At 50.9% G+C, this 24,006-nt stretch carries 24 protein-coding genes and 2 pseudogenes; 13 read left to right on the forward strand and 13 right to left on the reverse strand.

The features are described 5' to 3' along the window. The first annotated feature begins 19 nt into the window (after window positions 1-19). Window positions 20-1,156, forward strand: a complete 1,137-nt coding sequence (locus LC084_RS19875; RefSeq protein WP_226573241.1) for an MFS transporter — start codon at window positions 20-22, stop codon at window positions 1,154-1,156. Window positions 1,157-1,465: 309 nt separating this feature from the next. Further along, entirely contained in the window at window positions 1,466-2,266 is an 801-nt protein-coding gene (locus LC084_RS19880; protein WP_226573244.1) for a Cof-type HAD-IIB family hydrolase, read from the forward strand. A 50-nt stretch (window positions 2,267-2,316) separates the two neighbouring features. Here LC084_RS19880 and LC084_RS19885 read toward each other — a convergent pair whose 3' ends face one another. The 3 genes and pseudogenes from LC084_RS19885 to LC084_RS19895 form a co-directional block, all read right to left on the reverse strand. Then, complete coding sequence (locus tag LC084_RS19885; protein WP_226573248.1) at window positions 2,317-3,081, reverse strand: DeoR/GlpR family DNA-binding transcription regulator; 765 nt, start codon at window positions 3,079-3,081, stop codon at window positions 2,317-2,319. 211 nt (window positions 3,082-3,292) lie between these two features. Then, complete coding sequence (locus tag LC084_RS19890) at window positions 3,293-3,775, reverse strand: hypothetical protein (RefSeq protein WP_226573250.1); 483 nt, start codon at window positions 3,773-3,775, stop codon at window positions 3,293-3,295. A gap of 375 nt (window positions 3,776-4,150) precedes the next feature. Further along, a pseudogene (locus LC084_RS19895) lies at window positions 4,151-4,450 on the reverse strand (23S rRNA pseudouridine(2604) synthase RluF); the annotation flags it as partial. A 333-nt stretch (window positions 4,451-4,783) separates the two neighbouring features. On the opposite strand from LC084_RS19895, the gene LC084_RS19900 reads away from it, so the two are divergent. The 8 genes and pseudogenes from LC084_RS19900 (at window position 4,784) to LC084_RS19935 (ending at window position 10,995) form a co-directional block, all read left to right on the forward strand. Continuing rightward, a complete protein-coding gene (locus LC084_RS19900) occupies window positions 4,784-5,737 on the forward strand; it encodes a sugar-binding transcriptional regulator (RefSeq protein ID WP_226573252.1) in 954 nt (317 codons plus the stop codon). Window positions 5,738-5,808: 71 nt separating this feature from the next. After that, complete coding sequence (locus LC084_RS19905; RefSeq protein ID WP_226573253.1) at window positions 5,809-6,612, forward strand: SDR family oxidoreductase; 804 nt, start codon at window positions 5,809-5,811, stop codon at window positions 6,610-6,612. 9 nt (window positions 6,613-6,621) lie between these two features. Then, the gene (locus LC084_RS19910; protein WP_226573255.1) at window positions 6,622-7,029 is read left to right on the forward strand and encodes a mannose/fructose/sorbose PTS transporter subunit IIA; all 408 of its coding nucleotides are present in this window, start codon (window positions 6,622-6,624) and stop codon (window positions 7,027-7,029) included. Beyond that, the gene (locus LC084_RS19915) at window positions 7,029-7,523 is read left to right on the forward strand and encodes a mannose/fructose/sorbose PTS transporter subunit IIB (protein ID WP_226573257.1); all 495 of its coding nucleotides are present in this window, start codon (window positions 7,029-7,031) and stop codon (window positions 7,521-7,523) included. The genes LC084_RS19910 and LC084_RS19915 overlap by 1 nt, the downstream gene beginning before the upstream one ends. A 105-nt stretch (window positions 7,524-7,628) precedes the next feature. After that, window positions 7,629-8,426 carry a PTS mannose/fructose/sorbose transporter subunit IIC gene (locus tag LC084_RS19920; RefSeq protein ID WP_226573259.1) on the forward strand — a complete coding sequence of 266 codons (798 nt, stop codon included), beginning with the start codon at window positions 7,629-7,631 and terminating at the stop codon, window positions 8,424-8,426. 11 nt (window positions 8,427-8,437) lie between these two features. Then, on the forward strand, window positions 8,438-9,262 hold the full coding sequence (locus LC084_RS19925) for a PTS system mannose/fructose/sorbose family transporter subunit IID (protein ID WP_226573262.1): 825 nt from the start codon (window positions 8,438-8,440) through the stop codon (window positions 9,260-9,262). A gap of 178 nt (window positions 9,263-9,440) precedes the next feature. Continuing rightward, window positions 9,441-10,673, forward strand: a complete 1,233-nt coding sequence (sorE, locus tag LC084_RS19930; RefSeq protein WP_226573450.1) for an L-sorbose 1-phosphate reductase — start codon at window positions 9,441-9,443, stop codon at window positions 10,671-10,673. Continuing rightward, window positions 10,666-10,995: pseudogene (locus tag LC084_RS19935) on the forward strand (hypothetical protein). The gene sorE and the pseudogene LC084_RS19935 overlap by 8 nt, the downstream one beginning before the upstream one ends. Before the next feature lie 293 nt (window positions 10,996-11,288). Here the strand turns inward: LC084_RS19935 and LC084_RS19940 are convergent. Together LC084_RS19940 and LC084_RS19945 are read right to left on the reverse strand one after the other, a co-directional pair. Next, window positions 11,289-12,224, reverse strand: a complete 936-nt coding sequence (locus LC084_RS19940; protein ID WP_226573264.1) for a LysR family transcriptional regulator — start codon at window positions 12,222-12,224, stop codon at window positions 11,289-11,291. A gap of 75 nt (window positions 12,225-12,299) precedes the next feature. Beyond that, complete coding sequence (locus tag LC084_RS19945; protein ID WP_226573266.1) at window positions 12,300-12,962, reverse strand: helix-turn-helix transcriptional regulator; 663 nt, start codon at window positions 12,960-12,962, stop codon at window positions 12,300-12,302. A gap of 536 nt (window positions 12,963-13,498) precedes the next feature. Between LC084_RS19945 and LC084_RS19950 the strand changes: the two genes are divergently transcribed. Beyond that, window positions 13,499-13,891 (forward strand): potassium channel family protein, encoded by a 393-nt coding sequence (locus tag LC084_RS19950; RefSeq protein ID WP_226573268.1) that lies wholly within the window; start codon window positions 13,499-13,501, stop codon window positions 13,889-13,891. A 20-nt stretch (window positions 13,892-13,911) separates the two neighbouring features. Here LC084_RS19950 and LC084_RS19955 read toward each other — a convergent pair whose 3' ends face one another. Genes LC084_RS19955 through LC084_RS19965 form a run of 3 tightly spaced genes read right to left on the reverse strand, consistent with a single transcriptional unit; the run spans window position 13,912 to window position 15,072 of the window. After that, the gene (locus tag LC084_RS19955; RefSeq protein WP_226573452.1) at window positions 13,912-14,328 is read right to left on the reverse strand and encodes a DUF6691 family protein; all 417 of its coding nucleotides are present in this window, start codon (window positions 14,326-14,328) and stop codon (window positions 13,912-13,914) included. A gap of 5 nt (window positions 14,329-14,333) precedes the next feature. Continuing rightward, the gene (locus LC084_RS19960; RefSeq protein WP_226573270.1) at window positions 14,334-14,765 is read right to left on the reverse strand and encodes a YeeE/YedE family protein; all 432 of its coding nucleotides are present in this window, start codon (window positions 14,763-14,765) and stop codon (window positions 14,334-14,336) included. Window positions 14,766-14,775: 10 nt separating this feature from the next. Next, complete coding sequence (locus LC084_RS19965; protein WP_226573454.1) at window positions 14,776-15,072, reverse strand: ArsR/SmtB family transcription factor; 297 nt, start codon at window positions 15,070-15,072, stop codon at window positions 14,776-14,778. A gap of 238 nt (window positions 15,073-15,310) precedes the next feature. Here LC084_RS19965 and LC084_RS19970 point away from each other — a divergent pair, with 238 nt between their 5' ends. Together LC084_RS19970 and LC084_RS19975 are read left to right on the forward strand one after the other, a co-directional pair. Further along, a complete protein-coding gene (locus LC084_RS19970; RefSeq protein ID WP_226573455.1) occupies window positions 15,311-16,981 on the forward strand; it encodes an FAD-dependent oxidoreductase in 1,671 nt (556 codons plus the stop codon). Window positions 16,982-17,100: 119 nt separating this feature from the next. Then, entirely contained in the window at window positions 17,101-18,072 is a 972-nt protein-coding gene (locus LC084_RS19975; RefSeq protein ID WP_226573271.1) for a nickel/cobalt transporter, read from the forward strand. 32 nt (window positions 18,073-18,104) lie between these two features. Here the strand turns inward: LC084_RS19975 and LC084_RS19980 are convergent, their stop codons facing one another. The 5 genes from LC084_RS19980 to LC084_RS20000 form a co-directional block, all read right to left on the reverse strand. Continuing rightward, window positions 18,105-19,556 carry an MFS transporter gene (locus LC084_RS19980; RefSeq protein ID WP_404808800.1) on the reverse strand — a complete coding sequence of 484 codons (1,452 nt, stop codon included), beginning with the start codon at window positions 19,554-19,556 and terminating at the stop codon, window positions 18,105-18,107. Between the two features lie 244 nt (window positions 19,557-19,800). Then, the gene (locus LC084_RS19985) at window positions 19,801-20,307 is read right to left on the reverse strand and encodes an Lrp/AsnC family transcriptional regulator (RefSeq protein WP_036103266.1); all 507 of its coding nucleotides are present in this window, start codon (window positions 20,305-20,307) and stop codon (window positions 19,801-19,803) included. A gap of 194 nt (window positions 20,308-20,501) precedes the next feature. Continuing rightward, complete coding sequence (gene gabT, locus LC084_RS19990; protein ID WP_226573273.1) at window positions 20,502-21,824, reverse strand: 4-aminobutyrate--2-oxoglutarate transaminase; 1,323 nt, start codon at window positions 21,822-21,824, stop codon at window positions 20,502-20,504. 127 nt (window positions 21,825-21,951) lie between these two features. Continuing rightward, complete coding sequence (locus tag LC084_RS19995; protein ID WP_404808803.1) at window positions 21,952-23,076, reverse strand: M20 aminoacylase family protein; 1,125 nt, start codon at window positions 23,074-23,076, stop codon at window positions 21,952-21,954. A gap of 2 nt (window positions 23,077-23,078) precedes the next feature. Continuing rightward, window positions 23,079-24,005 carry a 2-hydroxyacid dehydrogenase gene (locus LC084_RS20000; protein WP_226573275.1) on the reverse strand — a complete coding sequence of 309 codons (927 nt, stop codon included), beginning with the start codon at window positions 24,003-24,005 and terminating at the stop codon, window positions 23,079-23,081. Between the last annotated feature and the right edge of the window lies 1 nt (window position 24,006).

Genomic DNA, 24,006 nt, shown 5'->3' on the forward strand with positions numbered 1-24,006 from the left:
ACCGTCTGGAATAGAGAAGATGAACGAAAAAATATCTACACGAATTATATTCTTTATTGCTGGTTTGGTTACTGCAACCTGGGCTGTTCTTGTGCCCTATGCAAAAAGTAACACTAATATTAACGATGCTTCACTGGGGACATTATTATTATGCCTCGGGTTAGGTGCGATGATCGCGATGCCTGTTACAGGTGCGCTGACATCCAGATATGGTTGCAGAAAAGTAATTACTGCTGCAGTGCTGGTTATTATTATCTCTGTCCCCTTTTTGTCTTTTCTTTCCTCCCCTTTACTACTGGGAGCAGGGTTACTGATTTTTGGCGTCAGCATTGGAATCACTGACTGCGCAATGAATGTCCAGGCCATTCTGGTTGAGAAATCAGCAGATAAATCATTAATGTCAGGGTTTCATGGCATGTACAGTGTTGGTGGTATTGCAGGAGCTGGCGCAATGACAGGCTTGTTACATTTAGGTTTAACTGCCATCACCTCGACAATTATCATGTGCGTGGCCGTTTTTCTCTTGCTGATGATAAGTGTTCACAAGCTACTACCCTATGCCAACCCCGCGGAAGGGCCTGCTTTTGCTGTCCCGAAAGGAATCGTTCTGGTCCTGGGCCTGATTTGCTTTATTATTTTTATGGCCGAAGGCACCGTACTGGACTGGAGTGCAGTTTATCTGGTTGAAAAAATAAATATTTCTGAGTCGCTGGGTGGTCTGGGGTTTGCGGCATTCGCGGCAGCAATGACAGCGGGAAGATTAAGTGGTGATTATGTCATTGAAAAGCTGGGGGCATTCAAAGTGGTACTTTCAGGTACTGCTATTGCAATCCTGGGGTTTATCTTAGTGATCCACAGCATTGAATTTACCCTCATTTTAATTGGTTATTCCTTAATTGGTGCTGGGTGTTCGAATATTGTGCCGGTTATGTTCTCCCAAATCGGTAAACAATCCACCATGCCACAAATGGTTGCAGTCCCTGCCGTAACAACGCTCGGGTATATTGGTGTTCTGGCTGGGCCTGCCATAATTGGCTATATTTCACATCATAGCTCAATTACCTATGGCTTTGTTTTTATCACTACATTAATCCTCTGCGCAGCAATATTGTCGTATGCGATAAAAAACATTCTGCGAGCAACTCCCCAGGTATAAACTCGCTTTCATGGCTATTAAATAAATAATCTTATATACCCTGCATAAGTCATCACTTATGCAGGGTATATTCATTTACTGCTATGAGAAATGCTGGCAACCCATGCCCGATGTCAGAGAAGGTAACCACAAATCCTCCGCACAAAACTAACACAAACAATCACAATATTGCATAAACGAGCATAAGCTGTTAGCGTACAGCAGATACCTGGTTGCCAGTGATGGACGCTTCCGAATGAGAAATCGAGAGGGTAAACCATGTGTGGAGCGATCAGGAGTGGGTGCAAACTTTACGATTCAGGTGGAGAAATGATTAAACTGATCATCACAGATTTGGATGGAACATTCCTGAACAGCAAGGGGGATTATGACAGAGAACGATTTGCCAGTGTCCGGACTCTGATGGCAGAGAAAAAAGTACACTTTGCTGTCTGTACTGGCAAACAGTGTGAAAGAGTGGAAGAACTGTTTGGCGAGTACAGTAAAGATTTATGGATTGTCGGGGATAGCGCAACACGTATTAAGTTTAACGGTGAATATCTTTATCAGTCCCTCATCCGTAATGAGACAGGGCTGAGTATTATCAAAACGCTTGAAGCGGCGAACCCCCACCATGTCATTATTGCCTGCACCAATGAGGGGGCGGTGATCCGGTCTGATACCCCACAACACCTGAAAGAAAAAGTACGTAAGTCTTATACCACAATGATCCAGACGGATAACTTAAGCTCAGTGACCAGCGATTTTGTTAAAATCACTGTTTACGATGAAGCAGGAACATGTGCGCAAACTCGCCCTTTTTTAACTCCCTTTGAGAAAGATGTCTACATTGTTGTTTCAGAGGCGTCCTGGATTGATATTGCTGATTACGGCGTACATAAAGGCACTACAGTGAAAAGGCTGCAAGAGATCCTTAATGCCACTCGTGCTGAAACTATGGCATTTGGCGATGGTTACAACGACCGGGAGCTTTTAGCTGAAGCTGAATATAGCTTTGCAATGCAAAACGCGTTCGAAGAGACCAAAGCCGCTGCACAATTTGTTACCGGGACAAATGACGAAAATGCCGTTCAGGAAACGATCATACGGATCCTGAGACTGCAATCCTGAACACAATTCAGGGAAATGGCGGTTGCTCCGTTTCCCTGTGATTTTACCCGTTAAGACGCTCGCTCAATGTGCATATTCAGGTTTTCAAAACCACTGACATTCGTATCCTGGCTCACAATGATGATGTCGATATCATCGCACTGTGCAACCTTGTAGCGGGCGACTTTTGACATTTTATCTTGTGTTACCGCAGCGATAACTTCATTACTTTGGCTCAGTATTTCCTTTTTGAAACAAGCATCTTCGTAGTAGACCGCGCTCAGTCCGACTTGAGAATCCAGGCCACAAACCCCAATAAACGTTTGGTCAAAGAGCATTTCCCGAACCTGATTTACCGTATCAGAACCCAGTGTACTGCCAGTCAGGTGATTAACCTTCCCCCCGAGTAATATCAATTCACCTTTGGCGCGGCTGCTTAATGCTGCAGCTATTTGAGGGGAATTCGTTACGATAGTGATTTCCATATCTTCTGGAATGTATTCCACCATAGCCAAATATGTGGAGCCGGCATCGAGGAAGATGCAGGTATTTTCTCTAATGAGTTGCGCGCATTTACGGGCCAGACACGATTTTTCTTCAACGTTATCAGCCGCCCGAACATCAAAGATAGCCGATTGCTTAAATTCACTTATCGCTCCGCCATAAACCTTTTTGCACAGGCCCTTTCTGGCCATCTGCTGCAAGTCTCTGCGAATAGTATGCTCTGATACCCCCATGTCGCGGGCCAGGTCTGTTCCAATTACCCGGCCTGTTTTTGCCAGTATTTCCTGAATCCGGGCCTGCCTTTGCTCAGGGAAAGCATCATAATCTGTCACGCCAACTCCTCAAAATGGGCTTAGTGCTGCATAACTCAACAAAATATATCACACTATAATTATTGCCATGGTATCGCATTAACCCATTGCAGTCTTTTGAACCTGAGCACTCGCAACCTGCCGTACCCATGCTGATTACAGAACCTTTTTAACGTAACTAACTACTGAAATGAATAAACCCGCCCAAGAGGCGGGTTGTTATTTTTTGCTGTTACGGCAGCACACAACTCTGCCAGTAAACAGCCGGTTCAATATTCACTACTCCCTGCTCAGTACGCAGCCAGCGCGGCGCTTTCATTTCTGCGGCAAAGTAATTAATTAACTCCGACAGCAACCCCGTCAGTTGCTGCTCCGTTTCCGGGGGAAGCCCTTGCTGCATCAGCGTTTGTGCCAGCGCCATACCGTAGCTGCAGAGCGCAGTACAGTCTGGTGCTAATTGTGGGGAGTCCGCCGGGAGCGTATCTACTGTCAGGCTTTCCACAAGATGTTCCGGTACCGGATCCAGCAGCGTGGGCTGTAACACCGTAAGGCAAGTATTAAGACGCCCACACAGTGCCATTTTTAACGTGGTGTCGTGGGCTTCTGGCAGAGCATCCGCAATGCTTTCACAGTAGCTCGCCAGCTCGGTAAAATCAGTGATGGAACTGAGGGGAATGGCAAATAACGGGTGAGTCTGGGTAGTGGTCGTAGCCATAAAGGCATCCTCCTGTAACGTTTCATTTTTCTGCCACAGGAGAGGCTAATCTCACTGGTGGCAGAACCGGGCAGGGTTAGCCTTACCGGTGTTACAGGAAACCGGCGCATCTTACGATGCCCCCGCCCGGCCTGCCATTGAGGTGTAGCCGTGCGCACGACACACAAAAGACGCAACGCGCGTCATGTGTCGCCTGTAACAATTTTCAGGAGGCTAATCCCGGCACCTGATTTTGCAGGTGCCGGGCAAAGATACCGTTGAGCACAGAGCACCGCAAGGGATTTTACCCGGCAGGCTAACACACTGTTTTTATTTGGAACCCAGTACGCAAAACTTAGGCATGTAATATCGCCAACGGGGGAAAAGAGGAAAACAGATACGCGAAACACCATCAATAGTTGGTGAAAGAAAAACCAACCCCTGGGAATCTTTATCCTGACGACCGATCGGAAAAACATGTTTGCTGTGGTGAACGAAATAAACAGTTTTGTCGCGTTCGCCACCTTCGGTGGTGCTGACAATATCGACGGGTTTATTCAGCGCAATCAGCACGAAATCGTTCGATTCACGTGGCTCCATCAATCGGCCATTGACCTTAACCACATCGCCCGACTTAACCTGATCGCCAATAGTGGCGCGCTTGCCGCCCTGATAAAACTCGAATGCGTTTATGTATAAAACGCGAAATATACCCTACCTTGCGAACAATAAAAAATAATCGCGTTCTCGCCACTTCACGCTAAATGTGATCTATCGCGCCTTTCAACACAAAAGTGTGCCATTAAAACGGATGCAACTTTACCCAGTGAAATAAAGAAGAATCAGGTCGTTAGCGTCATAAGCACAAAAGTGCCATAAACCACCTCTCCATAATACAAATGTGCAACAGAAACCGTCGTCATATCAGCATGAAATAGATAAAACTTTCTTTAAAGTCCGCTCTTGATCGGGTTATATCAGATCAGAGCAGCAAATATGTGATTTGCACAAATGTGCAGGAGTCGAAAGATGACGATAGAAAATAGTGACGATATCCGCCTGATTGTGAAAATCGCCCAACTCTATTATGAGCAGGATATGACCCAGGCGCAGATCGCCCGCGAGTTGGGGATCTATCGCACCACCATCAGCCGCCTGCTGAAGCGCGGCCGCGAGCAGGGCATCGTCACCATCGCCATCAATTATGACTACAACGAAAACCTGTGGCTTGAGCAGCAACTCAAACAAAAATTTGGTCTCAAAGAGGCAGTTGTGGCGGCCTGTGATTCTCTTCTGGAAGAGGATCAACTCAACGTTATCGGCCAGCACGGCGCACAGTTGGTTGACCGATTGTTGGAGCCGGGTGATATCATCGGTTTCTCCTGGGGGCGCGCGGTGCGGGCATTGGTGGAAAATTTGCCGCAGGCCAGCCAGTCCCGCCAGGTTATCTGCGTGCCGATTATCGGCGGCCCATCCGGCAAACTGGAGAGCCGCTACCACGTTAATACGCTGACCTACAGTGCGGCAGCGAAGCTGAAAGCCGAATCGCATCTCGCCGATTTTCCGGCGCTTCTTGATAACACATTAATTCGTAACGGTATTATGCAGTCTCAGCATTTTAAAACCATCGCCGCTTACTGGGAAAACCTGGATGTCGCGTTGGTGGGCATTGGCTCTCCGGCGATTCGCAATGGCGCTAACTGGCACGCATTTTATGGCAGCGAAGAGAGCGATGACCTCAATGCCCGTCGTGTTGCTGGCGATATCTGTTCACGGTTCTTCAATATTGATGGTGCGACGGTAGAAACCGCCATGAGCGAGAAAACGCTCTCTATTGAGATGGCGAAACTGAAAAATGCTCGCTATTCCGTGGGTATTGCGATGGGCGAAGAAAAATACTCCGGTATTCTTGGTGCATTAAACGGCAATTATATTAACTGTCTGGTGACAAATAGAGAAACCGCAGAGTCATTACTGAGTTAAAAATCAAAAATATCATTTCACGCAGTATGCCTGCGGGGGATCCCTTTATCTGAAGAAAACAGGAGTCGATAATGGAAACATGGTTAAATTTAGGACATAAAGTAATTATTGTAACCGGTGGCGCTTCGGGAATTGGTTTAGCTATCGTCGATGAGTTATTAGCCCAGGGTGCTAACGTGCAAATGATAGATATTCATGGCGGTGATAAATATCACAACAGCGAAAGTTATACTTTCTGGCCAACGGATATTTCCAGTGCCAGTGAGGTTAATAAAACCGTCGCAAGTATTATTCAACGAGTTGGTCGGATTGATGGTCTGGTTAATAACGCTGGGGTGAACTTTCCACGTTTATTAGTCGATGAAAAATCGCCAGCTGGTCGCTATGAATTAAATGAAGCCGCTTTTGAAAAAATGGTCAATATCAACCAGAAAGGCGTTTTTTTACTCTCCCAGGCGGTGGCTCGCCAGATGGTCAAACAACGCGACGGGGTAATAGTTAACGTCTCTTCTGAAAGCGGACTGGAAGGGTCCGAAGGCCAGAGCTGCTATGCGGCAACCAAAGCGGCGCTAAATAGCTTTACCCGCTCCTGGTCGAAAGAGCTGGGCAAACACGGTATCCGCGTGGTCGGCGTTGCGCCGGGGATTTTGGAAAAAACCGGACTGCGTACGCCGGAGTATGAAGAGGCGCTGGCCTGGACCCGCAACATCACCGTTGAGCAACTGCGCGATGGCTATACCCGAAACGCGATTCCAATTGGCCGCTCGGGTCGTCTTTCTGAAGTTGCTGATTTTGTTTGCTATTTACTCTCAGAACGCGCCAGCTATATCACCGGAGTAACCACTAACATCGCTGGCGGCAAAACGCGCGGCTAAGGGGGAAATATGGTTAACGTTATCTTCTGCGCCCACGGCCAACTGGCCAGCGCCATGCTCGATTCGGTACGCATGGTCTACGGCGATGTCAACGTCAGCGCCGTGGAATTTATCCCCGGCGAGAACGCCGGAGATATCGCCTGTAAACTGAAAAAGTTAGTGAGCGTTCACAATGATGAAGAGTGGGTTATCGCAGTAGATTTACAGTGCGGCAGCCCGTGGAATGCCGCCGCAGGGCTGGCGATGAATAACCCGCAGCTACGGGTTATTAGCGGCCTGTCGTTACCGTTGGCTCTGGAGTTGGTGGATAACCAGCAAACGCTGCATGCGGATGAACTCTGCCAACACCTGGAGACCATCGCCAGCCAGTGCTGCGTCACCTGGCAACAGCCGGAAACCATTGAGGAGGATTTTTGATGAACATTACACTTGCGCGTATTGATGACCGTTTAATTCATGGTCAGGTCACTACCGTGTGGTCAAAAGTAGCCAACGCACAGCGGATTATTATCTGCAATGATGATGTTTATAACGATGACGTTCGCCGCACGTTACTCCGCCAGGCTGCGCCTCCGGGTATGAAGGTTAATGTGGTCAATATTGAAAAGGCGGTGGCGGTATACCATAACCCTCAATATAAAGACGAAACTGTTTTTTACTTATTTACCAATCCGCAAGATGCTTTAGCGATGGTAAAACACGGAGTAAAAATTGCCACATTAAATATTGGCGGAATGGCCTGGCGGCCAGGTAAGAAACAATTAACTAAAGCCGTATCTTTAGATGACAATGATATTTTATCTTTCCGCGAACTGGATAGTCTTGGCGTAAAATTGGATTTACGTGTCGTCGCATCTGATCCATCCATTAATATTATGGAAAAAATTAAAGAGCAGTCATTCGCGGAATAAATAAAACGCCTGTATTTATTACACAGTCATTCCGGAGGCAGTCTGAAAGACATCGTGTCAATGCCGTAACAGGCAGGGAACCTTATACCCTTGAGGTAACAAATTATGGAAATGAATACCCTACAAATAATAGCCATATTTATTTTTTCCTGTATTGCCGGAATGGGCAGCGTGTTGGATGAATTTCAGACACACCGCCCACTCATCGCCTGCACCGTGGTTGGTTTGATTCTCGGTGATTTAAAAACCGGCATTATGCTCGGTGGCACTCTGGAGCTGATCGCGCTGGGCTGGATGAACGTCGGCGCGGCACAGTCTCCGGACTCGGCTCTGGCCAGCATTATCTCGGCAATCCTGGTGATTGTCGGCCATCAAAGCATCGCCACCGGAATAGCCATCGCCCTACCAGTCGCCGCTGCGGGACAGGTGCTTACCGTGTTCGCCCGCACCATTACCGTGGTATTCCAGCACGCAGCGGATAAAGCGGCGGAAGAGGCGCGCTTTGGGACAATCGATTTGCTGCACATCTCCGCGCTGGGCGTCCAGGCGCTGCGCGTTGCTATCCCCGCGCTGGTGGTATCGCTGTTCGTCAGCGCCGATATGGTCAGCAATATGCTCAATGCCATCCCGGAATTCGTCACCCGCGGTCTGCAAATCGCCGGCGGTTTTATCGTGGTGGTCGGCTACGCGATGGTGCTGCGCATGATGGGCGTGAAGTATCTGATGCCCTTCTTCTTCCTTGGCTTCCTCGCTGGCGGTTATCTCGACTTCAGCCTGCTGGCCTTCGGCGGGGTGGGGATAATCATGGCGCTGATTTATATCCAATTGAATCCACAGTGGCGCAAATCTGAACCGCAGGCCGCAGCCACCACGTCCACCGCCCTTGACCAGCTTGATGATTGATGGAGCCCAACATGGAACAGAAAAAAATTACCCAAGGCGACCTGGTGAGCATGTTTCTGCGCTCCAATCTGCAGCAGGCGTCATTCAACTTTGAACGTATTCACGGTCTGGGCTTTTGCTACGACATGATCCCGGCTATTAAGCGCCTCTATCCGCTGAAAGCGGATCAGGTCGCCGCGTTAAAACGCCATCTGGTGTTCTTTAACACCACCCCGGCGGTCTGCGGCCCGGTGATTGGCGTGACGGTGGCGATGGAAGAAGCGCGAGCTAACGGAGCCGCCATTGACGATGGTGCAATCAACGGCATCAAAGTTGGTTTGATGGGGCCGCTGGCAGGCGTTGGCGATCCGCTGGTATGGGGTACATTGCGGCCGATTACCGCCGCACTCGGCGCATCGCTGGCGCTCTCCGGCAATATTGTTGGCCCACTGCTGTTCTTCTTTCTTTTTAATGCAGTACGTCTGGCCATGAAATGGTACGGGCTACAGTTGGGCTTTCGTAAGGGAGTCAGCATCGTCAGCGATATGGGTGGCAATCTGCTGCAAAAACTTACCGAAGGCGCGTCCATTCTCGGCCTGTTTGTGATGGGCGTACTGGTGACCAAATGGACCACCATCAACGTGCCGTTGGTGGTCTCTCAGACGCCTGGCGCCGACGGCGCCACTGTCACCATGACCGTGCAGAACATCCTTGATCAACTCTGCCCTGGTCTTCTGGCTCTGGGGCTGACGCTGCTGATGGTGCGTCTGCTCAATAAAAAAGTGAATCCCGTATGGCTGATTTTCGCCCTGTTCGGTTTGGGGATTATCGGTAACGCGCTGGGCTTCCTGTCCTGATTATTCCTCCCCGGCGATGCCGGGGCTATTTCAACAAGTTAACCCCAGAAAATTTCGGCGTACGGAAAGGCGGCGACTGGATCTCTCCCCAGAGCGTAGATTTACTGCGTGGTCGGGATGCGTGAAGGAAGCCAGCATTGCTGTCATTCGAAAGATGAAGGGGATAGAGGTGGAAAACATGCAAACAACAACGGCCCTGCGTCTTTACGGTAAACGCGATCTGCGCCTGGAAACCTTCGAACTCCCGGCAATGCAGGATGATGAAATCCTGGCCCGCGTGGTCACCGACAGTCTGTGCCTCTCCTCCTGGAAAGAGGCTAATCAGGGCGAGGCACATAAAAAAGTACCGGACGATGTGGCGACCAACCCGATCATTATCGGCCATGAATTCTGCGGTGAAATTATCGCCGTCGGCAAAAAGTGGCAGCACAAATTTCACACCGGTCAGCGCTATGTGATTCAGGCCAACCTGCAACTGCCGGATCGTCCGGACTGCCCCGGCTATTCCTTCCCCTGGATCGGCGGGGAAGCGACTCACGTGGTGATCCCCAATGAGGTCATGGAACAGGATTGTCTGCTCTGCTGGGAAGGCGATACATGGTTTGAAGGATCGTTGGTAGAACCCCTCTCCTGCGTGATCGGTGCCTTCAACGCCAACTATCATCTGCAGGAAGGCAGTTATAACCACGTAATGGGGATTCGTCCGCAGGGGCGCACGCTGATCCTTGGCGGCACCGGCCCAATGGGGCTGCTGGCTATCGACTACGCGCTGCATGGCCCGATCAACCCGGCGCTGCTGGTGGTCACCGATACCAATAAACCGAAACTCAGCTATGCGCGTCGGCACTATCCATCCGAACCGCAAACGCTGATTCACTATCTTGATGGCAATGACGCCAACCGCGAAACGCTGCTGGCGCTCAGCGGCGGCCACGGCTTTGATGATATTTTCGTCTTCGTCCCTAACGAACAGCTGATCACTATGGCTTCATCGCTGCTGGCCGCAGACGGCTGTCTGAACTTCTTTGCCGGTCCGCAAGATAAACAGTTCAGCGCGCCAATAAATTTTTACGATATACATTACGCCTTCACCCACTATGTGGGTACCTCCGGCGGCAATACCGACGACATGCGTGCCGCCGTAGAATTAATGCAGGCGAAAAAAGTTCAGACCGCGAAAGTGGTGACCCATATTCTGGGGCTGAACGCGGCGGGTGAGACGACGCTGGATTTACCGCAGGTTGGCGGCGGTAAAAAATTGGTGTATACCGCGAAAAACATACCGTTAACAGCGCTGGGGGAAATTACCGACCCGGAACTGGCGGTGATTATGGAACGCCATCACGGTATCTGGTCAAAAGAGGCGGAAGAGTATCTTCTGGCCCATGCAGAGGATATTACCCATGATTAATCGCGATGCACTACTGTGCATGTCTCTGGCCGGTCGTCCCGGCACTCACTTTCATAACTAGTTATATGAGAAGCTGGGACTGAACTACATTATCGCCGCCCGCAGCCGCGATAATGGCCTGGTGCTGGCGAACCAGTACAGCCTCCAGTTGCAGCCGCTGCCGGAAGGAAATGCGGTGAATATTCTGGTCAACATCACCTCGCTCGGCATGTCTGGCTGCGCGGAAGTGATTGCCCTACAGGAGGTAGCGCTGTTGGTACTCCCCGGCATACGCCCAGATGATACGCTGGTTGCTGAAGCGGCCGCATTTGCCAGAGCGTAAGCATAGCCCCCGGGTAAGGCGTCAGCCATCACCCGGGGATTTTTCCCGGCAGGCTAACACACTGTTTTTATTTGGAACCCAGTACGCAAAACTTAGGCATGTAATAACGCCAACGGGGTGAAAAGAGGAGAACAGATACGCGAAACACCATCAATAGTTGGTGAAAGAAAAATTCTGGCAGTACCTCAGCGCATCACGAAGGAAGAATATTTTTAAGAAAACGGTGTAAACAACCACGCTTAAAATAATTACAGCACGCTCGCCACACAGCCCAACCCGCATCGCGCATTCACTCACTGCACAAACACACTTTCCCGCACATAGCGGCGCAGCAAACCTTCGCGAATATGGCGGTGAAAACCGTCGTTATCCACCACTTTGTGCCAGTACAAGTAAGCCTTTGTTTTCAGGGCAGGCTCCGACAGGCGTAGTTTTTCCAGCCCACGGCGTTCAATGACATCGCCAGAAAATACGCACACAGAATCAGAATGGTTTATCAGTGCCAGCGCGGCACTGGCCGAAGAGGTTTTCAGGGTGCAACGCATATGTTTGATGGTTTCCCCCCAGCACTGGCGAATAACCAGGTCCAGCTGTTCACGGAACATCAGCTCAATCCAGGGGTAACGGGAAATATCACGCAACGTCACGCGCCGCCCGGCCAAAGGGTGGCCTCTGCGCACAGTGAAAAAGTGTTCCAACTCAACCAATTCACTTACACAAACATTATTCGATAAGCTATTACAGTGCCCAAAAAAGAAATCAATTTTTCCATCGTTAAGATCCTGAATACACTGATCATAGCGAGTGAACACTTCAAAGGTTACTTTCCCTTCCAGCCCTTCTTTATGGGCAAAATCATAAAACAGTAACGAGACTTCATCGATATAGACATCATCCGGCACACAAATCCGGTAAGTCTCTTTCATGGGCAGGGGTTCGGTGTCCGGTTGGTTTTTATCAAAAATCCCTTCCAGATCGGCCACCATAATTTCCAGTGTTGGATACAAGCGCTGGGCAAAAGGCGTCATCATCATGCCATGAGCAGAACGCACCAAAAGCGGGTCATCAAACACTTCACGCAAACGGGCCAACTGGTGGCTAACAGCAGACTGCCCAATAAACAACTGAGTGGCCGCTTTACTGACCTGGCGGGTTTTCAGCAAAAAATACAATGTGACTAATAAATTGACGTCATATTTAATGACTTTCGCAAGGTTACTTTGCAACATCCTGGTTCTCCCGCTGGCATCAGTTCGTCACGCATCCAACATCATTTTAGGCCCGAAATGCACCACTGCGCAGACTTACATAAGAAACGCCTCATACTGCTGAATATCCGTTGTAACGGGTACAGTCGTTTTGGCAACATTCCCGGTTAAAATACTTTCCATACAAAAATAGACATGTAAGCCAGCCAGTGTATCAACACCCAATTTATTCATCAGGCTGCGTTTATGGCGACTAACCGCTTTATTACATATGCCGAGCACACGACCAATCAACCGGTGGTCATACCCTTTCAGCATCAGTTTAAGTACCGTATTTTCTGTTGGGCTCAACAACCCCAGGGCCGACCCATGTTCCGATACGCGACCACTTTCGCTTTGAATCGCCAGGCTTCCTGAAATTGCCAAAGAAGGCAATGAGTTAACCACACCAGTCAGCTTGCTGCGAATAGCCTCTACCGACCAGGTACTATCGATACAAATCAAGCGGCTGCCCAGTAATTCCAGGTATTCTTTACAGCGAAACACGCCCATATCTGTAGCGCTTACCATAATAACCACCATAGATGGGTTATCATTAATATAGCTAATTGTTTGGTGGGTTTTATCGGAGTAAGACATCCCCATACTGCAAACAAATACCGGAGTGGTACACAGCTGAATATTTTGGGTTAGTTCCTGTAACAGCGTGGTCACCCCATGCGCTGCCAGTGAACCATCATCAAATAGATTAAGCAACATAGAATGTATTAAGACCTTTCTCAAGAAGATTATTGTGAAATTTATCACGCACACTTTTTAGTCTAAAAACAATAAATATTAATAAGCATTATTAACCGAATTAATAACCCAAAGGATTCAAATGAATGGCAATAATAAGGCCTGTTATTTCTTTTCATTTAAATAATGGAAATCACCGAAGTACAATTAGTAAATAATGCAGGGAATTAATTATTCCCAATAAATGAGCATACTGAGAATATAATAAATCTCTGGTTAAATTAGTGTGTTAACTTACCTACCATAGGCGATGCATTCCCCTGGAGTGTGTACTCTGGGGTTAGCAGGTGAATGTCTACTGATTCTGAATACATCTCAGGTAACAAAACCCCCGCACTACGATGAAATACAAGAAATAAATTACAAAACGGTGATAACTCACCAGCCTGGTGCTATACCTTTTTATTGAGTGGCCTGTAGCAGGTGCTTATACGAAAAATAACCGGGTGCTTACCGCAATGGAAACACCTCACATTAACCTCTATTCAGGTTTGGGTATGATTAAACAATTCTATTACCTGGTCTTTCTTATCGCGATTTTAATGCTAATGCATTCAATCTGGACGTTACTGATGCTACGCATCAAGCCCGGCGATAAAAAACATACTCCCCGAGAACTGTTCCGGCTGTTTCTGGTACTGGTTTCCGTATTATTAATCCACAGCCTTGAAGCCGGGATATTTGCCATTTTTTATACCGTTGAACACGCGCTGCCTAATTTTGAAACCGCCATGTACTTTTCTCTGACCAGTTATGCCACCGTCGGTTACGGTGATGTGCTGTTACCAATGGAATTCCGCCTGACAGGTGCCGCTGAGGGCCTGATAGGAACACTGATGGTCAGTTGGACAGTAGCGGTGCTTATCCGGCTATTTCAGAAAACCGAATAAGCATCGCCAACTCATCCGCGTTAATGCGAGACCGGGCGTAGGGTGCCTGCCAGCCACATCCCCACCAGCATCGCGAGGGTAAACAATACGCCTTTCAGATAACCGGCCCCAACCAGCACCAGAGCAGGCCCTGGGCAAATACCGGCCAGGCCCCAGCCCAGGCCAAAAATAACCGCGCCAATGAACAAGTTTTTATCCAGCGTGCGGCGGGTAGGTAGCGAAACCGGCCCGCCACAAATCGCAGTTTTACGCCGTTTTGCCAGGCTAAAACCCACAACCCCAACCGCGATAGCCCCAGCCATTACCAGCGCCAGCGAAGGGTCCCATGGGTGAGCCAGGTCCAGAAATCCCTTCACTTTCGCCGGGTTAGCCATACCACTAACCAAAAGCCCCAGGCCAAATACCAGGCCCGCAATAAACGAAACGAGAATCCGCATCATCTTTACCCCCGAAGCAAACCCAATAATGTTGCCGTTGCAAAACCCACCGCCATAAACGTGAGCGTTGCAGCCAGTGAACGTGGTGAAAAACGCGATAACCCACACACCCCGTGCCCACTCGTGCAGCCGGAACCTAAACGCGTCCCCACACCAACCAATAACCCGGCAATAAGAATAAGAGGCGTGGAGGCCGCAAGGCTGATGTCCGGCAAGGGTAAGAAACACACATACAACACGGGCGCGCCAATCAGGCCCAGTAGAAATGCAATACGCCAACCTTCAGTACGTGTCTCCCGCTGCAACATGCCGCCAAGAATGCCGCTGATTCCGGCTATACGCCCACAAAACAGGATCAACACAACCGCCGCCAGGCCAATCAGCAACCCACCACTGAAACTGGTAACCGGCGTGAACTGTGCAAAATTAATCGTCATTTGGTACTCCTTATTCCCCGCCTTTCTGGACAGGGCAGTACAGGTCATACAACGTAGTGAGTAGTGATAAAATACGTTTATCTTCAATACGATAAAAAATTTGCTTACCTTCCCGGCGCGTTTCCACCAGTTTCAGGCGGCGCATTACGCCCAGTTGCTGAGAAAGCGTAGGCTGGTGAATCCCCACAGCCTCTTCCAGTTGCGCCACACTGGCTTCGCCCTGGCTTAACTGGCACATCAGCAGCAGCCGATCACTGTTTGACAGGCCGCGAAGCACATCTGCAGCGCCCTCGGCCGCGAGTTTCATCACTGCATAAAAATCTTGCTGATCGTGCTCTGGCATCATTGACATCCAACAATATATGATTTTATATAATATTATTAAGTATAGTGTAGTCTTTCAGGCGCTGTCACGCTTTTTTCTGGTTACACGAACCAGGCTTAATCTCACCGATTATTCGGATGATCGATGAAGGATCAGCGCATTGCCCACCCAGTTGCGGGCAAATGTCGGCCTGCCCGAACAGGCTTTAAGAGAGGATATGATGAAAATTGTAATCGTTGGTGGTGTTGCCGGTGGCGCTTCTGCTGCGGCAAGGGCAAGACGCCTGAGTGAAGAAGCAGAAATTATTGTGCTGGAGCGCGGCGAGTATGTCTCATTCGCCAACTGCGGCCTGCCCTACCATATTGGCGGCGTCATTCCTGAACGCCAGTCGCTAATCCTGAAAACACCCCAGGATTTTAAAGCCCGGTTCAACATTGATGTTCGCGTGCGCCATGAAGTGCTCGCCGTTGATCCAGAACAGAAATCCGTCACCGTCAAAAATCTCACAACCGGCGAAAGCTACACCGAAACCTGGGATCGTTTGTTGCTCAGCACCGGTGCGGCCCCCATTGTGCCGCCGTTACCCGGCCTGAACGAACCCGGTGTTTTTTCCCTGCGCAGTATCAATGATATGGACGCCATTCTCGCCTGGATAAAACAACACGATGTTTCACATGCCACATTGGTGGGCGGTGGTTTTATTGGGCTCGAAGTGATGGAAGCACTGGCAGAACGTGGCATGAGCGTAACACTGCTGGAAATGGGCGACCAGGTGATGGCCCCCGTAGACCCGGAGATGGCCTCGGCACTTCACCAGGAAATTCGCAACCATGGCGTTGACCTGCGCCTGAAAACCGCGCTGCAACAAGTTACGCGTGATATTGCCGGGTTAAGCGTTGAGCTTTCCACCGGGGAAAAATTACGTACTGGTATGGTGTTGCTGGCGATTGGCGTGAAGCCGGAAAACCGCCTGGCAACAGAAGCAGGGATTGCCACAGGTGAACGCGGCGGTATCCGGGTTAACCCACAAATGCAAACTTCGGTGCCAGGTATCTATGCCGTAGGCGATGCCGTCGAAACCCAGGATCTGGTATTCCAGTCTCCCACATTAATTCCTCTGGCAGGCCCGGCAAACCGTCAGGGGCGAATCGCTGCCGACAATATGCTCATGAGCCGGGGAAGCACTTATCGCGGCAGCCAGGGAACCGCCATCTGCAAAGTTTTCTCACTCAGTATTGGCAGTTGTGGCGCGAATGAGAAACAACTGGCTGCACGCGGCCGCCGCTATGAAAAGGTGTACGTCCACAGTGCCGATCACGCCAGTTACTACCCAGGTGCTGCAATGATCAGCCTTAAACTGCTGTTTGATCCGCAAAATGGTACGATCCTCGGTGCGCAGGCCAGTGGGCAAAACGGGGTAGATAAACGCATTGATGTGCTGGCTGTCGCCCAGCGGGCAGGCATGAAAGTAGCAGACCTTGAACACCTGGAACTGACCTATGCGCCCCCCTTTAACAGTGCGCGCGACGTGGTAAACCAGGCCGGTATGGTAGCAACCAACGTGCTGTTCGGTGACACAGCGATTTGCCACGCCAGCGACATTCAGCAGCTTGACCCGGCAACCCAGTGCCTGCTAGATATCCGTAACCCCGGCGAACTGACGCAATTTGGTGAATACCCCAACGCGTTATCAATCCCGCTGGATACACTTCGGGAAAATCTGGGCAGGCTACCAAAAGACAAAGAGATCCTGATTGGCTGCCAAAGCGGGCTACGTGGCCATGTTGCGTATCGTATTCTCACCGCACAGGGTTTTCGCGCCCGTAACCTGAGTGGCGGTTTTAAAACCTGGCAAGCCGTTATGCAGGCCAGCAAAGTTAATCCCGCATAAGTCACTAAATAGGCAGCCAGCGTCTTTTCTGGCTGCCTATTTGACCGGTAACCGGCCAGAAAAAACTGCCTTATGGGCGCTAATTACGCCATACTTTCCCCACTTACCGGAGAACAGTTATGGTGACACACTCTCTTTCCCGTACTACCCGCTATACCGCGCTGCCCTTGCTGGTGCTGGTAGTACTTACTGCGGCGATTTTACTGCATGCTCACTGGGGCGCATTTTTGCAATGGTGCCTGGCTGTGCAAATCTCACTACACCGCTACCTGGTGATGTACTTGCTGCAACTGAATAACCACCAATATTCAGGTGGGATGTGGCTTTTAGTGGGTTCATTTATGTACGGCGTGCTGCACGCCATTGGCCCAGGGCATGGCAAATTTATTGTCACCACCTGGATTACCACCCACCAGGAAAACACCACAATCACGCGAGTTATCCCGTTTATTGGCAGCCTGTTACAGGGCGTCAGCGCGATTCTGTTTGTGTTTATTCTGGCGGTAGGGTTTAACCTGGCCTCTGGCTCGCTGAGCGAAAGCCGCTGGTATATTGAGAAAATCAGCGCGGTATTTATTGGTCTGTTTGGCCTGTGGGTAATTTTCCAGGCACTGAAAAGCCTGCAACCCCGCAAGCTAACTATTCGGCGTATCCAGCCTGCTCTTGCTACAGCCCACACACACCATGAACACTGTGGCTGCTCACACCACCATATTCCTGTTGTGCCACTGGCTCAGGCAAGCTGGAAAACCCGGTTGGGTGTCATGTTCACTATTGGCGCACGCCCTTGCAGTGGCGCTATTATGATTCTGATGTTTGCTAATGCTCTGGGCATTGTGACCTGGGGAATTGCCGCAGTCATGACCATGGCGCTGGGTACCGGTTTATCGATTATGGGGCTTTCCCTGGCGGTGCGTTACGCCCGGGAGAAAACACTGGCGTTGTTTGGCGGTAACACCGCTAACCGCCAGTGGCTGTTACCCTGTATTCGAGTGCTGGGTGGGGTAATACTGGTGCTGTTCGCCACTGTGCTGTTTTTAACCGTCATTCCTGTTAGTGCTAATGGCGATTATATTGCAGCCGGGTGTTAATATTCTGGCGGGCCTGAATAGCCCGCCACAGGTTATTTTTTCTTTTGTGACACATTAATCCCGGCGTCCGGTGCCAGGCGGGTAATATCCCATAAGCCAATGGCTGTAAGCACGCCAATCACCACAAACCCCAGGCGAAATGCCATCCCCGGCTCATGCGCAACACCCTCTGGCAGCCAGGATGTCAGCAGACTACCCGCACGGATACTCAACGCACCCAGCGTGACCCCCAGGCCACTCGCCAGTTGCAAAGAGGTACTGAACAGGGTGTTTGCCCCACTCATTTCCTGGGCCGGTACTTCAGCAAATGCCAGCGAACTGATGCCGGTGAATTGCATTGAGCGGCTGAGCCCGCCCCAAAACAGCATGACCAGAGTGAGAATGCGCGGGGAATCAGGTGTCAGCAACGCACAGACCAGCAGCGACAGAACACACAATACCCCATTGCCTAACAGCAGCTTCCTGAACCCAAAATAACGTATCAGTGGTGTAGTAGCGGGTTTCATTGCCAGGTTACCGGCAAACACGGCCAGCACCAGTGAACCGGCGTGAAAGGCATCCATGCCAAACCCAACCTGGAACATCAACGGCAACATAAAAGGCGCGGAGCTGATAGTTGCCCGCAGCACAAAACCGCCACGCATGGTGACACGAAACGACGGTACACGTAGCGTGCGCAGTTGTACCAGAGGCGCGGGGCTACGCAATAAATGGCGTACGGCCCAGGCGAGAAACACCAGCCCTATAACCAGTAACCCGGCCCCATACCAGGGGTTTTCATTTTGCTGGCTGAACACTTCCAGCCCGGCAACCAGGCACAGCATTGACAGGCCCACAGAGAAAAAACCCTGGGTATCGAATGGCTGTTTCTCCATCGGTTTCTGGTTGCTCATCATCTTTAATGAACAGGCAATCGCTGCCAGCCCAAATGGAACATTCAGAAAGAAAATCCAGTGCCAACTGGCATAAGTGGTAATAAACCCGCCAATGGGTGGCCCCAAAATAGGCGCAACTAATGCCGGCCAGGTAAGAGTGGCAATGGCGGTAATCAGTTGATCTTTGGGTGTGGTGCGTAATACCACCAGCCTGCCAACCGGCACCATCATGGCTCCGCCAATTCCCTGAATAATGCGCATCACCACAAACTCAGTGACGTTTTGCGTTAACCCACAAATCAAGGAAGAGACGGTAAAAATCAGCAGCGCGGTACTGAACACAGTGCGGGCGCCAAACCGCTCGGCCACCCAACCACTGGCTGGGATCAACACGGCCAGGGTAAGCAGATAGGCGCTGATACCAATATTTAAATCCACTGCGGTCACCCCAAAGGCTTTTGCCATATCGGGTAATGCGGTGGCGATAACAGTTCCGTCGAGAAACTCCATGAAAAATGCGCTGGCCACTAATAATGCGAGGCCAGAAATCGCCCGACGTTTTTTTTCCGGTTGCATGCTGCCGTCGGCCGAAGAATCAGAAATTGCCATTGTGGCTTCCCCTTTGCCGGGCCCCATCCGGCCATTGGTATGATAAATTAATTACATGTTATACCAGAACAGCGGTTCAAAACGCTGTTCCAACAGGGATACACAGTATTAAAAAAATGGAAATAATCAGCTCTGCAAACTTTGGTCCCTAGTAAACCCTGATCAGTAGTAAACCCTGGTCAGCAGCAAAAGCAGGTTTCCAGACAAAAGTGACTAACCCGCCATGAAAACGGCGGGGTAGTGGTCAGAACTCAATTTGCGTGTGGCGGGAAAGCAGTGTGCGCAGCGGTACACTGCTTTTTAAGATGGGTGATTTAATCACAATGTAACTGAAGTATTTATCAATCCCGATACGTGCATCCAGCATCTTCTCAATAACATCCTGATAGTGCTCAATGCTGCGGGTAATAAAGCGAAGCAGGTAATCATAGCCACCGGTAATTAAGTGGCACTCCATTAATTCATCAACGTCACGAATAGCATTTTCAAACTTCACAAAATCTTCCCGCCGATGGCCCGCCAGCGTGACTTCAGTAAACACGGTCACGGAATCGGTTATCTTGGGAAGATTGATATGTGCTTCATAGCCGGTAATAAACCCGGCGGACTCCAGGCGTTTAACTCTCTGTAAACAGGGGCTGGGTGAGAGCCCTACTGCATCGGCAAGATTAACATTGCTGATACGGCCATCTTTTTGCAGTTGCACCAGAATATTAATGTCGATGCGGTCGAGTTTTAATAAGCCGTTCATAGCACCCTCATTGTTGTTATTCCCTTAATATTTCAAGTTTCAGGCTGCCCTGAAACGCAGATTATTTTGGGTATAGATTGCGCAGGTTTTCTCTTGATATACCACGCTTTCGGGGCGTTGCACCAGCCTCAATATTAGGGATGGCTGCAACGCATTTCCGTAAGAAAACTAACAATATCAATGAGGAATACACATTAACCTAAGCGGCCTGTTGCTCGCGCCAGCGCGATATCAAAGATATGCAGCGCTTCTTCAAGCTGGGAATCGCTGGTCACCAGTGGGGCCAGGAAGCGAATGGTGTTGCGGTGCAGCCCACATTTAATCAGCAACAGCCCTTCCTGGCAGGCACAATCCAGAATTTTCTGAGTTAATTCAGCATCCGGTTTACCTGTTTCTACATCAATGATTTCCGCAGCCTGCATAAAGCCCAAACCACGTACTTCACCAATGCAGATATATTTCTCCGCCAGTTGCCGTAGGCGGCTGTGCAAGCGTTCACCCAGTTCCACCGCCCGGGCAAGCAAGTGCCCTTGCTCCATTAAATCCAGTACCGCCAGTGCTGCCGCGCAGGCCAGTGCGTTACCACCATACGTTCCGCCCAGGCCACCCGGTAACGGTGCCTCCATCAACTCTGCTTTGCCAACAACACCGGAAATAGGCAGTCCGCCGCCTAAGCTTTTCGCCACAGTCACCAGATCCGGCACAATGCCCATTTGCTGGAAAGCGAACAGTGAACCTGTGCGCCCGAACCCGGTCTGCACTTCATCACAAATCAGCAAAATGCCATGCTTTTCGGTTATCTCACGCAGTGCCTGCATGAAACTTGCCCCAGCAGACAAGAAGCCGCCATCCCCCTGAACTGGCTCGATGATAATTGCCGCCACCCGCTCAGGCAGAGTCTGCACAGCAAACAGCGTTTCCAGTGCCTTTAGGCAATCCGCCTCTGTTACACCGTGATAGGGGTTGGGGAAAGGCATGCGGTAAATATCTGACGGGAACGGGCCGAAATTCTGGCGATACGGCTGGCTCATCCCTGTCAGTGTACAACCCAGCAAAGTCCGGCCATGAAACGCACCATCAAAGGCAATAATGCCGCTACGCCCTGTCGCTGCCCGGGCAATTTTGACAGCATTTTCTACCGCTTCCGCGCCACTGGTAAAAAAGACGCTTTTAAAAGGAATATCGCCGCCGACTAACTTGCTCAGGCGTTTTGCCAGTTCAATATAACCAGGGTACCCAACCACCTGAAAACAGGCATGGGAAACCATACCCAGTTGCTGTGAGACTGCGCTCACGACCGCCGGGTGATTATGGCCCACATTCAGCACACCAATTCCCCCAACGAAATCAAGATAGCGGTTACCTTCCACATCCCAGACTTCACTGCCTTTCGCACGTTCAATAACAGGCTGGTGAGCCGTGACCACACCACGGGGCACATAAGCCGCACGGGTATCAAGATAGTTTGCGTTATCCTGCCAGGCGTCCTGCTGTTGTTCAGCCATTACGTTTTGCATTTGGTTACCTCATCCACATGACAATCCCTGCATTCAGTATCGCAACAGGCCCGCTCCACAGGCTGCTGTAATTCCCGCCCCGGCAGCATTTGCTGTTAAATTCCACGGCGTAAGTGTCAGGAAATTTTTAGCTCAGGCGTGCACGCGCCAGTTCACAGAACCAGCGCACACCTAACGGAATCACATCATCGTTAAAATCGTACGCTGAATGGTGCAATGGGCGACCAGGCCCGGAACCCAGCCACAAGTAAGCACCTGGGCGGGCGCGCAGCATAAAGGCGAAATCTTCGGATGTCAGCGCGGGCGTTGGCGCTTCTTCAGCAACAAGACCTGCCTCACGGGCCGCGGCAAGTGCTACTTCGGCCTGCTCAGGGGCGTTAATTGTCGCAGGATAATAACGGCGGTAATCCACCGCCACATCCAGGCCGTGAGCAGCAGTAATATGGTGTGCCAGCAGGCGGAGTTGGCGTTCAATGGCATCCTGCGCCTGGGGGCTGAAAGTACGCACTGTGCCGGTAATCGTCGCTTGTGAAGGGATCATGTTGTGCGAGCTGCCGCCCTGAATGCGGGTTACACTCAACAACCCCGGCTCACAAGGGTCGGTAACACGTGCCACCACAGTATTGAGTTGCACCACCAGCTCACTGGTTGCCAGCAATGTATCGTGGGTGAGATGGGGCTGAGCCGCATGGCCGCCCGGCCCAGATACCGTAATATCGAAACGGTCTGCCGCTGCCATAATTGGGCCAGGACGGGTGCGGGCTGCCCCAACCGGTAATTCTGGCCAGTTATGCAAGGCATACACTTCATCGCAAGGAAAGCGGGTAAACAGGCCGTCATCAATCATCGCCTGCGCCCCGGCCAGCCCTTCTTCTGCGGGCTGAAAAATAAAATAAAGCGTTCCCTGCAAGCGGGTATCTTGCACCAGTTGCTCTGCCGCTCCCAGCAGCATCACTGTATGGCCGTCATGCCCACAAGCATGGCACACATTATCCGTACAGCTGCGCCAGGCCTGTTCTCCCTGGTCTGCCATTGGCAGGGCGTCCATATCGGCACGCAACCCGATACTGCGCCCACCGGTTCCCCGGCGTAACACCCCGACAACGCCGGTTTTTCCCACTTCCCGGTGCACTTCAAGGCCCAGTTGCGTTAAATACTGGGCCACGCGTTCTGCGGTCTGGTGCTCCTTAAACCCCAATTCCGGGTTGCTGTGCAGTTCTCTGCGCAACGCCGTCAGGTGTGTAAAATCCATGGTTAATATCCTCGATTACGTTCAATAACCCCGTGCATTGGCGCGCCACGTTGCCAGCGCCGGATATTCTCCAGCAATGCGCTGACAGCGCTTTCGGCCTGGGTCTGGCTGGCAATATGCGGTGTTATCCAGACGCCAGGATGCTGCCATAACGGGTGAGTAGCAGGTAATGGCTCAGGGTCGGTAACATCCAGTATTGCCGCCTGCAACTGGCCGTTTTCCAGAGCAGCCAGTAAATCAGTGTGATTCAGTTGTGGCCCGCGCCCGGCCTGCACCAGTGCAGCCCCGGCAGGTAGCTGGTTGAACAGTTCAGAATTGAGCAGGCCCCGGGTCGTTTCGGTTAAAGGCAGCAGGCACACCAGAATGTCGGTGCGCGCCAAAAAATCCGCCAACTGTGCCTGCCCATGCCAGCAGGTTACGCCATCAATTTCATGAGCAGTACGACTCCAGCCACCACATTCAAACCCCAGCGAGCGCAATTGCCGCAGTGCGGCCTGGCCCAATTCGCCCAACCCCATCACACCAAGTCGACGGGTGCTGGCGAGCGGGCAGGTATGTGCCAGCCACTCGCGTTGCTGCTGTTGATGTAAATAACGTGGCATACCGCGATGCAGTGCCAGCACAGCAAATGTGATGTATTCCACCATCCCCTGCGTCAGGCCGGGCTCTATCATGCGCACCACTGGCAGGTCTGCGGGCAACGCGGCGTAATCAAACTGGTCGGCACCCGCGCCAACAGAAAACAGGGCTTTTAGGTGAGGAAAATGGTGGGCGATGTTCTCCGGCGGCTGCCAGGCGATGAGAAAATCAACCGGTTCGTCATCGCCTGTATCCGGCCACAGATGGAACTGGATATCCGGTGCGTGCTGCCCAAGCCAGGCGGCCCACTGTCTGCCCCGCTCCGCCTCAGATTTATAAACAACTTTCATA

The organism is Mangrovibacter yixingensis (assembly GCF_020523985.1).
In the GTDB taxonomy this organism is placed as follows: domain Bacteria; phylum Pseudomonadota; class Gammaproteobacteria; order Enterobacterales; family Enterobacteriaceae; genus Mangrovibacter; species Mangrovibacter yixingensis.

Bases quoted from the DNA above. Each gene is read 5' to 3' on its own strand.
- LC084_RS19875 (WP_226573241.1), top strand. From the start codon at position 20: ATGAACGAAAAAATATCTACACGAATTATATTCTTTATTGCTGGTTTG.
- LC084_RS19880 (WP_226573244.1), top strand. From the start codon at position 1,466: ATGATTAAACTGATCATCACAGATTTGGATGGAACATTCCTGAACAGC.
- LC084_RS19890 (WP_226573250.1), bottom strand. From the start codon at position 3,775: ATGGCTACGACCACTACCCAGACTCACCCGTTATTTGCCATTCCCCTC.
- LC084_RS19900 (WP_226573252.1), top strand. From the start codon at position 4,784: ATGACGATAGAAAATAGTGACGATATCCGCCTGATTGTGAAAATCGCC.
- LC084_RS19905 (WP_226573253.1), top strand. From the start codon at position 5,809: ATGGAAACATGGTTAAATTTAGGACATAAAGTAATTATTGTAACCGGT.
- LC084_RS19910 (WP_226573255.1), top strand. From the start codon at position 6,622: ATGGTTAACGTTATCTTCTGCGCCCACGGCCAACTGGCCAGCGCCATG.
- LC084_RS19915 (WP_226573257.1), top strand. From the start codon at position 7,029: ATGAACATTACACTTGCGCGTATTGATGACCGTTTAATTCATGGTCAG.
- LC084_RS19920 (WP_226573259.1), top strand. From the start codon at position 7,629: ATGGAAATGAATACCCTACAAATAATAGCCATATTTATTTTTTCCTGT.
- LC084_RS19925 (WP_226573262.1), top strand. From the start codon at position 8,438: ATGGAACAGAAAAAAATTACCCAAGGCGACCTGGTGAGCATGTTTCTG.
- sorE (WP_226573450.1), top strand. From the start codon at position 9,441: ATGCAAACAACAACGGCCCTGCGTCTTTACGGTAAACGCGATCTGCGC.
- LC084_RS19940 (WP_226573264.1), bottom strand. From the start codon at position 12,224: ATGTTGCAAAGTAACCTTGCGAAAGTCATTAAATATGACGTCAATTTA.
- LC084_RS19945 (WP_226573266.1), bottom strand. From the start codon at position 12,962: ATGTTGCTTAATCTATTTGATGATGGTTCACTGGCAGCGCATGGGGTG.
- LC084_RS19950 (WP_226573268.1), top strand. From the start codon at position 13,499: ATGATTAAACAATTCTATTACCTGGTCTTTCTTATCGCGATTTTAATG.
- LC084_RS19955 (WP_226573452.1), bottom strand. From the start codon at position 14,328: ATGCGGATTCTCGTTTCGTTTATTGCGGGCCTGGTATTTGGCCTGGGG.
- LC084_RS19960 (WP_226573270.1), bottom strand. From the start codon at position 14,765: ATGACGATTAATTTTGCACAGTTCACGCCGGTTACCAGTTTCAGTGGT.
- LC084_RS19965 (WP_226573454.1), bottom strand. From the start codon at position 15,072: ATGAAACTCGCGGCCGAGGGCGCTGCAGATGTGCTTCGCGGCCTGTCA.
- LC084_RS19970 (WP_226573455.1), top strand. From the start codon at position 15,311: ATGAAAATTGTAATCGTTGGTGGTGTTGCCGGTGGCGCTTCTGCTGCG.
- LC084_RS19975 (WP_226573271.1), top strand. From the start codon at position 17,101: ATGGTGACACACTCTCTTTCCCGTACTACCCGCTATACCGCGCTGCCC.
- LC084_RS19980 (WP_404808800.1), bottom strand. From the start codon at position 19,556: ATGGCAATTTCTGATTCTTCGGCCGACGGCAGCATGCAACCGGAAAAA.
- LC084_RS19985 (WP_036103266.1), bottom strand. From the start codon at position 20,307: ATGAACGGCTTATTAAAACTCGACCGCATCGACATTAATATTCTGGTG.
- gabT (WP_226573273.1), bottom strand. From the start codon at position 21,824: ATGCAAAACGTAATGGCTGAACAACAGCAGGACGCCTGGCAGGATAAC.
- LC084_RS19995 (WP_404808803.1), bottom strand. From the start codon at position 23,076: ATGGATTTTACACACCTGACGGCGTTGCGCAGAGAACTGCACAGCAAC.
- LC084_RS20000 (WP_226573275.1), bottom strand. From the start codon at position 24,005: ATGAAAGTTGTTTATAAATCTGAGGCGGAGCGGGGCAGACAGTGGGCC.